At 59.9% G+C, this 13201-nt stretch carries 5 protein-coding genes; all 5 read left to right on the forward strand.

Annotation, left to right across the window (positions count from 1 at the left end):
• Positions 1-10: 10 nt before the first annotated feature.
• The 5 genes from rpoB to Q9290_RS15515 all read left to right on the forward strand — a co-directional run bounded on the left by rpoB (position 11) and on the right by Q9290_RS15515 (position 12758).
• Entirely contained in the window at positions 11-4039 is a 4029-nt protein-coding gene (rpoB, locus tag Q9290_RS15495) for a DNA-directed RNA polymerase subunit beta (RefSeq protein WP_306080549.1), read from the forward strand.
• 87 nt (positions 4040-4126) lie between these two features.
• The gene (gene rpoC, locus Q9290_RS15500; protein ID WP_306080550.1) at positions 4127-8338 is read left to right on the forward strand and encodes a DNA-directed RNA polymerase subunit beta'; all 4212 of its coding nucleotides are present in this window, start codon (positions 4127-4129) and stop codon (positions 8336-8338) included.
• A 170-nt stretch (positions 8339-8508) separates the two neighbouring features.
• On the forward strand, positions 8509-10308 hold the full coding sequence (locus Q9290_RS15505; protein ID WP_306080551.1) for an assimilatory sulfite reductase (NADPH) flavoprotein subunit: 1800 nt from the start codon (positions 8509-8511) through the stop codon (positions 10306-10308).
• Positions 10298-12001: an assimilatory sulfite reductase (NADPH) hemoprotein subunit gene (gene cysI / locus Q9290_RS15510; RefSeq protein WP_306080552.1), complete on the forward strand. Its 1704-nt coding sequence runs from the start codon at positions 10298-10300 to the stop codon at positions 11999-12001. The genes Q9290_RS15505 and cysI overlap by 11 nt, the downstream gene beginning before the upstream one ends.
• On the forward strand, positions 11991-12758 hold the full coding sequence (locus tag Q9290_RS15515; protein WP_306080553.1) for a phosphoadenylyl-sulfate reductase: 768 nt from the start codon (positions 11991-11993) through the stop codon (positions 12756-12758). The genes cysI and Q9290_RS15515 overlap by 11 nt, the downstream gene beginning before the upstream one ends.
• The last annotated feature ends 443 nt before the right edge of the window (positions 12759-13201 follow it).

Below are 13201 nucleotides of genomic sequence, written 5' to 3' on the forward strand. Positions count from 1 at the left end.
GAGGAACCCTATGGTTTACTCTTATACAGAGAAAAAACGCATTCGTAAGGACTTCGGTAAGCGTGACCAGGTCTTGGACACGCCTTACCTGCTGTCAATCCAGCTTGACTCCTTCAAACAGTTTATTGAAGCAGATCCTCAAGGCGAGTACGGTCTGGAAGCGGCTTTCCGCAGCGTTTTCCCTATCACTAGCTATTCTGGCACTGCCGAGCTGCAGTATGTCAGCTATCGTCTGGGTGAGCCCGTATTTGACGTTCAGGAATGTCAAATCCGTGGCGTGACCTACTCGGCGCCGTTGCGCGTCAAGTTGCGTATGGTCCTGTACGACAGAGAAGCCGCCGCCGGCACTGTCAAGGACATCAAGGAGCAAGAAGTCTACATGGGCGAAATCCCGCTCATGACTGAGAACGGTACCTTTGTGATCAACGGTACCGAGCGGGTAATCGTCTCCCAGCTGCACCGCAGCCCGGGTGTGTTTTTCGATCACGATCGCGGCAAGACCCACTCTTCCGGTAAGGTTCTGTATAACGCCCGCGTGATCCCTTACCGTGGTTCCTGGCTCGATTTCGAATTCGATCCCAAAGACAACCTGTTTGTCCGGATCGACCGTCGCCGCAAACTGCCGGCGTCCATCATTCTGCGCGCCCTTGACTTCACCACCGAAGACATTCTGTCCACCTTCTTCGATACCACCCGTTTCGAAGTGGCAGACGGCAAGCTGATGATGGAGCTGAAGCCCGAGCGTCTGCGGGGCGAAACCGCCTCCTTTGACATTCTGGTCGACGGCGAAGTGCTGGTGGAAACCGGTCGTCGCATCACCGCACGCCACATTCGCCAGCTGGAAAAGGCCGGTGTTGAGAAGCTGGAAGTGCCGGTGGAATACGCCGTTGGCAAGGTGGCCGCCAAGGACTACATCAACGCCGACACCGGTGAAGTGATCGTGGCTGCCAACAGCGAGCTGAGCCTGGAAAGCATGGCCAACCTGTCTGTGGCCGGCATCAAGGAGTTCGAGACCCTGTTCACCAACGAACTGGATCACGGCGCCTACATGTCCGAGACCCTGCGTATCGATTCCGCCACCACTCGCCTCGAGGCGCTGGTGGAAATCTATCGCATGATGCGTCCGGGCGAGCCGCCCACCCGTGAAGCGGCCGAAACCCTGTTTGAAAACCTGTTCTTTACCGACGATCGTTACGACCTGTCTACCGTGGGTCGCATGAAGTTCAACCGTCGTCTGTTGCGCGAAGAGCTGAATGGTCCGGGTACCCTGACCAAGTCCGACGTCGTCGACGTCATGAAGCAGCTGATCGCCATCCGTAACGGCGTGGACGAAGTGGACGATATCGACCACCTGGGCAACCGTCGTATTCGCTCCGTGGGCGAAATGGCCGAAAACCAGTTCCGCGTGGGCCTGGTTCGTGTTGAGCGTGCGGTGAAGGAGCGTCTGTCTCTGGGCGATCTGGATACCCTGATGCCGCAGGATCTGATCAACGCCAAGCCGATCAGTGCCGCGGTGAAGGAATTCTTCGGTTCCAGCCAGCTGTCCCAGTTTATGGACCAGAACAACCCGCTCTCCGAGGTGACCCACAAGCGTCGTATCTCGGCCCTGGGCCCGGGTGGTCTGACCCGTGAACGTGCCGGCTTTGAGGTGCGCGACGTACACCCGACCCACTACGGTCGTCTGTGCCCCATCGAGACCCCTGAAGGACCGAACATCGGTCTGATCAACTCGCTGGCGTGCTACTCCCGCACCAACGAGTACGGTTTCCTCGAGACCCCGTACCGCCGTGTGGTAGACGGTCAGATCACCGATGAGGTGGATTATCTGTCTGCCATCGAGGAAGGTCACTTCGTGATCGCTCAGGCCAACGCTGCCATCGATGAAGAAGGTCGCCTGCTCGACGAGCTGGTACCGTCCCGTCACAAGGGCGAAGCCACCTACATGAACGCCGACCAGGTTCAGTACATGGACGTGAGCCCGCAGCAGATCGTCTCTGTGGCGGCCTCGCTGATCCCGTTCCTCGAGCACGATGACGCCAACCGGGCACTGATGGGCTCGAACATGCAGCGTCAGGCCGTACCGACCCTGAAGGCGGACAAGCCGCTGGTAGGTACCGGTATCGAGCGTGCCGTGGCCGTGGACTCCGGTGTAACCGCCGTAGCCAAGCGCGGTGGTGTGGTCGATTATGTCGACGCTTCCCGCATCGTGGTGAAAGTGAACGAGGAAGAGATGCTGCCGGGCGAAGCCGGTATCGACATCTACAACCTGACCAAGTACACCCGTTCCAACCAGAACACCTGCATCAACCAGCGTCCTTGTGTGATGCCCGGTGAGCGCGTGATCAGCGGTGACGTACTGGCCGACGGCCCGTCCACCGATCTGGGTGAACTGGCGCTGGGTCAGAACCTGCGCGTCGCCTTCATGCCCTGGAACGGCTACAACTTCGAAGACTCCATCCTGCTCAGCGAGCGGGTGGTGATGGAAGATCGCCTGACCACCATTCATGTTCAGGAACTGTCCTGTATCTCTCGTGACACCAAACTGGGTCCGGAAGAGATCACCGCCGACATTCCCAACGTGGGTGAAGCCGCACTGTCCAAGCTGGACGAGTCCGGTATCGTCTACGTGGGCGCCGAAGTGAAGCCGGGCGATATCCTGGTGGGCAAGGTAACGCCGAAAGGTGAAACCCAGCTGACCCCCGAGGAGAAGCTGCTGCGAGCCATCTTTGGCGAGAAGGCGTCTGACGTTAAAGACTCTTCCCTGCGCGTGCCCAACTCAGTGTACGGTACCGTGATCGACGTTCAGGTCTTTACCCGTGACGGCGTCGAGAAGGACAAGCGTGCCCAGGACATCGAGCACATGCAGCTCAAGCAGGCCAAGAAAGACCTGACCGAAGAGTTCAGCATTCTCGAAGAAGGCATCTTCGCCCGTGCCCGCTCCGTGCTTACCGCTGCCGGCATGAGTGCCGACAAGGTGGCCAAGCTGGCCCGCGAAAAGCTGCTGGAACAGGCGCTGGACGACGAAGGCAAGCAGGTTGAGCTGGAGCAGATCGCCGAGCAGTATGCCGAGCTGAAAGCCGACTTCGACAAGAAGTTCGAGAACAAGCGCCGCAAGATCACTCAGGGCGATGACCTGGCTCCGGGCGTGCTGAAGATCGTCAAGGTGTACCTGGCGGTGAAGCGTCGCATTCAGCCCGGTGACAAGATGGCGGGTCGTCACGGTAACAAGGGTGTGGTATCCACCATTGTTCCGGTTGAAGACATGCCCCACGACGAACACGGCCGTCCGGTCGACATCGTACTGAACCCGCTGGGTGTACCGTCGCGGATGAACATCGGTCAGATTCTGGAAACCCACCTGGGCCTGGCGGCCAAGGGACTGGGTGAAAAGATCGACACCATGATCAAGCAGCAGCAGGAGCTGGCCCGTCTGCGTGACTTCATTCAGGAAGTCTACAATGAGGGTGAAAATGTGCAGCAGAAAGTGGATCTGTCCACCTTCTCCGACGACGAAGTCCGGGTGCTGGCCAACAACCTGCGCAAGGGCGTGCCTATTGCCACGCCGGCGTTCGATGGTGCCCGCGAGCACGAAATCAAGCGCCTGCTGAGGCTGGCCGATCTGCCTGATTCCGGTCAGATCACCCTGTTCGACGGCCGCACCGGCAACTCCTTTGAGCGTCCGGTGACCGTGGGTTACATGTACATGCTGAAGCTGAACCACCTGGTGGACGACAAGATGCATGCGCGTTCTACCGGTTCCTACAGCCTGGTTACCCAGCAGCCGCTGGGCGGTAAGGCCCAGTTCGGTGGCCAGCGTTTCGGGGAGATGGAAGTGTGGGCGCTGGAAGCCTACGGCGCCGCCTATACCCTGCAGGAAATGCTGACCGTCAAGTCGGACGATGTAAATGGCCGGACCAAGATGTACAAGAACATCGTGGACGGCGATCACCGCATGGAGCCGGGCATGCCCGAATCCTTCAACGTACTGCTGAAGGAAATCCGCTCCCTGGGTATCAACATCGAGCTGGAAGAAAGTTAAGGCACCAGGCTGCCTCGGAAATAACGGCGCCTCTTTTTCCTTCGGGAAGAAGAGGCGCCCAGGTAGAACTCCTCACAGGAGACTAACGTGAAAGACTTGCTTAAGTTTTTGAAAGCGCAGAGTAAGACTGAAGAGTTTGACGGTATCAAAATCGGTCTGGCCTCGCCCGACATGATCCGCTCTTGGTCCTTCGGCGAAGTCAAAAAGCCCGAGACCATCAACTACCGTACCTTCAAACCGGAGCGTGACGGTCTTTTCTGCGCCCGGATCTTCGGTCCGGTCAAGGACTATGAGTGTTTGTGCGGCAAGTACAAACGCCTCAAGCACCGCGGCGTGATCTGTGAAAAGTGCGGCGTTGAAGTTACCCAGACCAAGGTGCGCCGTGAGCGCATGGGGCACATCGAGCTGGCCAGCCCGGTTGCCCACATCTGGTTCCTGAAGTCGCTGCCGAGCCGCATTGGCCTGCTGCTGGACATGACCCTGCGCGACATCGAGCGGGTGCTGTACTTTGAATCCTACGTGGTGATCGAGCCGGGCATGACCAGCCTGGAGCGCGGTCAGATGCTGTCTGAAGAACAGTACCTGGACTCGCTGGAAGAATGGGGTGACGAATTCGACGCCAAGATGGGCGCCGAGGCCGTGCTGTCTCTGCTGAAGGACATCGATCTGGAAGGCGAGATCAACACCATGCGCGAGGAGCTGGATTCCACCAACTCCGAAACCAAGCGCAAGAAGATCACCAAGCGCCTCAAGCTGATGGAAGCCTTCCACTTCTCCGGCAACAAGCCCGAGTGGATGGTGATGACAGTGCTGCCGGTACTGCCGCCGGATCTGCGTCCGCTGGTACCGCTCGACGGTGGCCGCTTCGCGACCTCCGATCTGAACGATCTGTACCGCCGGGTGATCAACCGGAACAACCGTCTGAAGCGCCTGCTGGACCTGGCTGCCCCGGATATCATAGTGCGCAACGAAAAGCGCATGCTGCAGGAATCCGTAGACGCCCTGCTGGATAACGGCCGTCGTGGCCGCGCCATCACCGGCTCCAACAAGCGCCCGCTGAAGTCCCTGGCCGACATGATCAAGGGTAAACAGGGTCGTTTCCGTCAGAACCTGCTGGGTAAGCGGGTCGACTACTCCGGTCGTTCCGTAATTACCGTGGGTCCGACCCTGCGCCTGCATCAGTGCGGTCTGCCCAAGAAGATGGCGCTGGAGCTGTTCAAGCCCTTCATCTACGGCAAGCTGGAAACCCGCGGCCTGGCCACCACCATCAAGGCGGCCAAGAAGATGGTGGAACGCGAAGAAGCCGTGGTTTGGGATATTCTGGACGAGGTGATCCGCGAGCACCCGGTGCTGCTGAACCGTGCGCCGACTCTGCACCGTCTGGGTATTCAGGCGTTCGAGCCGGTACTGATTGAAGGCAAGGCCATTCAGCTGCACCCGCTGGTGTGTGCGGCCTACAACGCCGACTTCGATGGTGACCAGATGGCGGTGCACGTACCGCTGACCCTGGAAGCCCAGCTCGAAGCCCGCGCGCTGATGATGTCCACCAACAACATTCTGTCTCCCGCCAACGGCGAGCCGATCATTGTTCCGTCTCAGGACGTGGTACTGGGTCTGTATTACATGACCCGCGACAAGATCAACGCCAAGGGCGAGGGCATGCTGCTGACCAGCCCGAAGGAAGCCGAGAAGGTGTACCGTGCCGGTCATGCCGAACTGCATGCCCGGGTCAAGGTGCGCATTACCGACTTTACCAAGCAGGAAGACGGCACCCTGGTGGAAAGAACCGCCATTCATGACACCACCATCGGTCGTGCCATCCTGAGCCTGATCGTGCCCAAGGGCATGCCGTTCGAGCTGATCGACCAGGCCATGGGCAAGAAGCAGATTTCCCGTCTGCTGAACGGTTGCTACCGCCTGCTGGGTCTGAAGGACTCCGTTATCTTCGCCGACCAGCTGATGTACACCGGTTTCCACTACGCCACCCTGTCCGGTGTGTCCGTGGGCATCAACGACATGGTGATTCCGGATGCCAAGAAGGACATCATCGACGAGGCCGAAGCCGAAGTGACCGAGATTCAGGACCAGTTCCAGTCCGGTCTGGTTACCGCCGGTGAGCGTTACAACAAGGTTATCGATATCTGGGCCAGCGCCAACGAGCGTGTGTCCAAGGCGATGATGGAAAACCTGTCGAAAGACGTGGTTGTTAACCGCGACGGTGAAGAAGAGCTGCAGGACTCCTTTAACAGCATCTACATGATGGCCGACTCCGGCGCCCGGGGTAGTGCCGCCCAGATCCGTCAGCTGGCGGGTATGCGTGGTCTGATGGCCAAGCCGGACGGCTCCATCATCGAAACGCCGATCATTGCGAACTTCCGTGAAGGTCTGAACGTACTGCAGTACTTCATCTCGACCCACGGTGCCCGTAAGGGTCTGGCCGATACCGCACTGAAGACCGCGAACTCCGGTTATCTGACTCGTCGTCTGGTGGACGTGGCCCAGGATCTGGTGATCACCACCGATGACTGTGGTACTCACGAAGGTCTGTGGATGATGCCGCTGATCGAAGGCGGTGACGTGGTTGAACCCCTGCGTGAGCGCGTACTGGGCCGGGTTGTGGCCGAAGACGTGATCAAGCCGGGTACCGACGATGAAGTGCTGATGGCCCGCAACACCCTGCTCGACGAGAAGCTGTGTGATCTGCTGGAGTCCAGCTCCGTTGACCGCGTGAAAGTGCGTTCCGTTATCACCTGTGACAACGACCACGGCGTCTGTGCCCACTGTTACGGTCGCGATCTGGCCCGTGGCCACCTGGTCAACCAGGGCGAAGCAGTCGGTGTTATCGCTGCCCAGTCCATCGGTGAACCGGGTACCCAGCTGACCATGCGTACCTTCCACATCGGTGGTGCGGCATCGCGGGCGGCGGCCGAGAGCAGCATTCAGGTCAAGCACAGCGGTACCGTCAAGCTGCAGAATGCCCAGACCGTTACCAACACCGACGGCAAGACCGTGATCGTGTCCCGTTCTTCCGAGCTGACCATCATCGACGAGATGGGCCAGACCCGGGAAAACCACAAACTGCCCTACGGTGCCCTGCTGGAGCAGCCGGATGGCGGTATGGTGCAGGCCGGTCAGGTTGTTGCCAACTGGGATCCGCACACGCATCCGATCATCACCGAAGTGGCGGGCCGCGTTAAGTTTATCGACATGATCGATGGCGTGACCATCAGCCGTCAGACCGACGAACTGACCGGTCTGTCCAGCATCGTGGTGATGGACGTGAACGAGCGTCCCAGCTCCGGTAAAGAGCTGCGCCCCACCGTGAAGCTGGTGGACGACGCCGGCAAGGACGTGTTCATTCCCGACACCGACCTGTCTGCCCTGTACTTCCTGCCCGGCCGCGCCATCGTGAGCCTGGAAGACGGTGCTCAGGTAAACGTGGGTGATGCCGTGGCCCGTATTCCGCAGGAATCCGGCGGTACCAAGGACATCACCGGTGGTCTGCCGCGGGTTGCCGATCTGTTCGAAGCCCGTCAGCCGAAAGAGCCGGCCATTCTGGCCGAGATCTCCGGTACCATTTCCTTCGGCAAGGAAACCAAGGGCAAGCGCCGCCTGGTGATCACGCCGCTGGAAGGGGGCGATGCCTACGAGGAAATGATTCCGAAGTGGCGTCACCTGAACGTGTTTGAAGGTGAGAAGGTCGAGAAGGGCGAAGTCCTGGCCGACGGTCCCGAGTCTCCGCACGACATTCTGCGTCTGCGTGGCATCAGCCCGGTGGCGAACTACATCGTCAACGAGGTGCAGGAGGTTTACCGCCTGCAGGGTGTTAAGATCAACGACAAGCACATCGAAACCGTGGTTCGTCAGATGCTGCGTCGTGCCGAGATCATGAAGTCCGGCGATTCCGACTTTATCGAAGGCGAACAGGCCGAAGTGGTGCGTATCCGTCAGGCCAACCGCGCTCTGGAAGCCGAGGGCAAGCAGACCATCGGTTACCGTCACGTGCTGATGGGTATTACCAAGGCCTCACTGAGCACCGAATCCTTCATCTCGGCGGCTTCCTTCCAGGAGACCACCCGAGTGCTGACCGAAGCGGCCGTGGCCGGCAAGGTCGACGACCTGCGTGGTCTGAAGGAGAACGTGATCGTGGGTCGTCTGGTACCGGCCGGTACCGGTTTTGCCTACCATCAGGGCCGTCAGGCCCGTCGTCAGCCGGAGCAGCCGGTGCAGATCTCTGCCGATGAAGCAGAGCAAAGCCTGGCCGACCTGCTGAACGCCGCCGGCAGCGCCGACGAATAAGCAGTAACCAACTCGCTGATAAGACAAGGGCTTCCGCAAGGAAGCCCTTTTTTTGTTCAACGCGGTCTCTCATATTCTTTTAACGAATAAAAAATCACCCTTTATTCTTTATTGTTTCTCCTTGCCCTGGCTTAAGCTATGTCCACTCTGGAAAAGTGGAAGCCAATGTCATGCTTTTAAAAGAACTCGCGGCGGCCGCCAGCCCGCTGAATGAACAACAGGTGTACAAGCTCACTCAGGTGGCGGCCGAGCTCAACGCCACCCAGCTGGCCTGGGTCAGCGGCTATTTTTACGGCATCAGCCAGCAGGGCCAGGCCATTGCGGCTGTCCCTGCCGCCGCCGCGCAGCCGGCAGGCAAGCTGACCATTCTCTACGCCTCGCAAACCGGTAACGCCAAGGGTGTGGCCGAGGCGCTCAAGGCCCAGGCCGACGCCGGCGGCGTGGCCGCCGAGCTGTTTAACGTGGCCGACTACAAGATCAAGCAGCTCAAGAAAGAGACCCACGTGGTGATCGTGGCCAGCACCAATGGTGAGGGCGAAGCGCCCGATGATGCCATTCAGTTCCACAAGCAGCTCAAGGCCGGCAAGGCCGGCAAGCTGGATGGCCTGAGCTATGGCGTGATCGGCCTGGGGGACTCGTCCTATGAGTTCTTCTGCCAGACCGGCAAGGACTTTGACGAGTACCTCAGCAAGGCCGGCGCCAAGCCGCTGCTGGCCCGTCTCGACTGTGACGTGGACTACGAAGGTCCGGCCACCGACTGGGGCAATGCGGCCCTCGAGCTGCTCAAGGATGCCCTGGCCGGTGATGCCGCCAATGAGGTGATCCCGGGCGCCCCCGCCACTCAAGGGGTGGCCAGCCTGTACAGCAAGAAGAATCCTTTTGCCGCCGAGCTGTCTACCAACCAGAAAATCACCGGCCGGGATTCCGACCGTGATGTGCGCCATATCGAAATTTCCCTGGAAGACTCCGGCCTTACTTATCAGCCCGGTGATGCCCTGGGTGTCTGGTTCAGCAACGATGAATCTCAGGTAGACAGCCTGCTGCAACTGGTAGAACTGTCCGGCGATACCGAAGTCAAGGTGGACGACAAGGTCCTGTCACTGCGCGATGCACTGATCAATCACTATGAGCTGACCCAGGGTTATGCCAGCTTTGTGCAGGCCTATGCCGAGCTCTCAGGCTCCGATGCCCTGAAGGCGCTGACCGAAGACAAGGCCGCCCTGCGTGAGTACTGCGCCAACCATCAGATCCGGGACATCGTGGCTGAGCAGCCCGTTGCGCTCACCGCCGAGCAACTGCTGGGCGCCCTGCGCCGGCTGACCCCGCGTCTGTATTCCATCGCCTCTTCCCAGGCGGAAGTAGACGAAGAAGTGCACCTGACCGTGGGCGTGGTACGTTTTGACCACGACGGACAGCCCCGCGCCGGTGGTGCCTCTTCCTATCTGGCCGACCGCCTGGAAGAGGGGGGCAAGGTACGGGTATTTGTTGAGCACAACGACAACTTCCGCCTGCCCGCCGACGACAACACCCCGGTGATCATGGTGGGACCGGGCACCGGTATCGCCCCCTTCCGTGCCTTTATGCAGGAGCGGGATGCCCGCGACGCCGAGGGCAAGAACTGGCTGTTCTTTGGCAACCCGCACTTCACTCAGGACTTCCTGTATCAGCTGGAGTGGCAGCGCTACGTTAAATCCGGCCTGGTGGACAAGATTTCCCTGGCCTTTAGCCGGGATCAGGCCGAGAAGGTCTACGTTCAGCACAAGCTGAAGGAAGAAGGGGCCGAGGTCTATGCCTGGCTGGAGCAGGGCGCTCACTTCTACGTGTGCGGTGACGCCAACCGCATGGCGAAGGACGTACACCAAGCCCTGATCGAGCTGGTGGCCGAGCACGGCGGCAAGAGCCGTGAGCAGGCCGAAGAATATGTGGATGCGCTGCGCAGCGCCAAGCGTTACCAAAGGGATGTTTATTAAGATGAGCGAGCAAAAACTGTCCGACAACGAACGCCTCAAGCGCGAGAGTAACTTTCTGCGCGGCACCATAGAGCAGGATCTGCAGGATCCGCTCACCGGTGGCTTTAACGGCGACAACTTTCAGCTGATCCGCTTTCACGGCATGTATCAGCAGGACGACCGGGACATTCGCAACGAGCGTACCGCCCAGAAGCTGGAACCCCTGCACAACGTCATGCTGCGCGCCCGCCTGCCCGGCGGCATCATCACACCCGAGCAGTGGCTGGTGATCGACAAGTTTGCCGCCGATCACACCATGTACGGCAGCATTCGCCTGACCACCCGTCAGACTTTCCAGTTCCACGGTGTGCTCAAGCGTGACATCAAGCTGATGCACCAGACCCTGAACAAGACGGGTATCGATTCCATCGCCACCGCCGGTGATGTGAACCGTAACGTGCTGTGCACCAGCAATCCGATCGAATCGGAGCTGCACCAGGAAGCCTACGAGTGGGCCAAGAAGATTTCCGAGCACCTGCTGCCCAAGACCCGTGCCTATGCCGAGATCTGGCTGGACGGCGAGCGCCTGGAAACCACCGACGAAGAGCCGATTCTGGGCTCTACCTATCTGCCGCGCAAGTTCAAGACCACTGTGGTGATCCCGCCGCAGAACGATGTCGACGTGCACGCCAACGATCTGAACTTTGTGGCCATTGCCGACAACGGCAAGCTGGTGGGCTTTAACGTACTGGTGGGCGGTGGCCTGGCCATGACCCACGGCGACACCAACACCTTCCCGCGCAAGGCCAGCGACTTCGGCTTTATTCCGCTGGAGCACACCCTGGACGTGGCCGCCGCCGTGGTCACTACCCAGCGCGACTGGGGTAACCGCTCCGAGCGCAAGAACGCCAAGACCAAATACACCCTGGAGCGCTTTGGCGTGGACGCCTTCAAGGCGGAAGTGGAAAAGCGTGCCGGTGTTAAGTTTGAGGACACTCGTCCCTACGAGTTTACCGGCCGCGGCGATCGCCTGGGCTGGGTAGAAGGCATCGACGGCAAGCATCACCTGGCGCTGTTTATCGAAAACGGCCGCATTCTGGACTTCCCGGGCAAGCCGCTGAAAACCGGCATGGTCGAGATTGCCAAGGTGCATCAGGGTGACTTCCGCCTGACCGCCAACCAGAACCTGATCATTGCCAGTGTACCCACCGAGCAGAAGGCGGAAATCGAAGCGCTGGCACGGGAATACGGCCTGCTCGACGACAGCGTGTCCGAGCAGCGTCAGAATTCCATGGCCTGTGTGGCGCTGCCTACCTGCCCGCTAGCGATGGCGGAAGCCGAGCGTTTTCTGCCGGAGTTCGTCACCGAGATTGAAGGCGTGCTGGCCAAACACGGTGTCAACGATGACAGCATCATCTTCCGCGTGACCGGTTGCCCCAACGGCTGTGGCCGCGCCATGCTGGCGGAGATCGGTCTGGTGGGCAAGGCGCCGGGTCGCTACAACCTGCACCTGGGCGGTAACCGGGAAGGCACCCGCATTCCGCGCATGTACAAGGAAAACATCACCGATCGGCAGATCCTGGAAGAGATCGACGCCCTGGTGGGCCGCTGGGCCGCCGAGCGTGACGCCGGTGAAGGCTTTGGCGACTTCGTGATCCGCGCCGGCATCATTGCGCCGGTAGTTGACTCGGCGAGGGATTTTTATGCAGTCTAGTGTGTTGCCCGCTCTTGACGAGCTGACCGGCCTGTTGCGACAGGAACAGGTCGAGGCCCTGGCGCCGCTCAACAAGGAGCTGGCCGCCATGAGCGCACCCGAGCGGGTGCGCTGGGCCCTGGACAATCTGCCGGGAGAGCCGGTGCTCTCTTCCAGTTTCGGTATTCAGGCGGCGGTGATGCTGCATCTGGTGACTCAGGCTAAAGCTGATACGCCGGTGATCCTCACCGATACCGGCTACCTGTTTCCCGAGACCTACCGCTTTATCGACGAGCTGACCGAGCGCCTCACGCTTAACCTGAAGGTGTACCGGGCCGCCGAGTCCGCCGCCTGGCAGGAAGCCCGTCATGGCAAGTTGTGGGAGCAGGGTGTGGAAGGCATCAGCCGCTACAACCACCTGAACAAGGTAGAGCCGATGCAGCGGGCGCTGCGCGAGCTGAACGCCGGCATCTGGTTCTCCGGTCTGCGCCGCAGTCAGTCCGATACCCGTGAAGGGCTTGAGGTGCTGGGTATTCAGAACGGCCTGTTCAAGTTCCTGCCGATCATCGACTGGAGCAACAAGGACGTGCACTACTACCTTAAGGACCACGACCTGCCTTACCACCCGCTGTGGGAACAAGGGTATGTGTCGGTGGGCGATGTGCACACCACCGCTAAGTGGGAGCCGGGCATGAGCGAAGCGGATACCCGCTTCAACGGCCTCAAGCGCGAGTGCGGTCTGCACGAAGTGCCCGAGTCCGACGGCAGCGGTATCTGATTCGTCTGTGAACCCCTGCAATGTCGAGTAAAGGGCTCACTCCACCGACACGCCGTAAACCCCTATATGGACACCTCGCTTTTCGCAAGTGGGGTTTCCGTGTTTTGGCGGCCAGGATTAACTGCACCCGTATATTCGGCCTGTTTTGATGAGTGAGCCATCGGCTCACCCTGGCCCTGATGAGAACCGCGCCCTTGCTGCATTATCGTCCCTACGGAGTCTGGGCTCCTGGTGCTTGCTCGGCGTGTGCAAGGGCCGGTTTAACCTGTTGCCTCATTCACGTCTACCGTATCGCGTTTCGTCGGGGTGATGACCTCTTGTTTTCCTTCCTGCTAAACGGGGTTTAACATCGTTACTTCGTGTCAGCTCAGGCTGCCCGGTAATGCTCCTGCCGGAACAACATGGCCCAGATAATCCGTGCCAGCTTGTTGGCGGTGGCCACG

Origin of the sequence: Oceanimonas aquatica, assembly GCF_030732065.1 — a bacterium.
In the GTDB taxonomy this organism is placed as follows: domain Bacteria; phylum Pseudomonadota; class Gammaproteobacteria; order Enterobacterales; family Aeromonadaceae; genus Oceanimonas.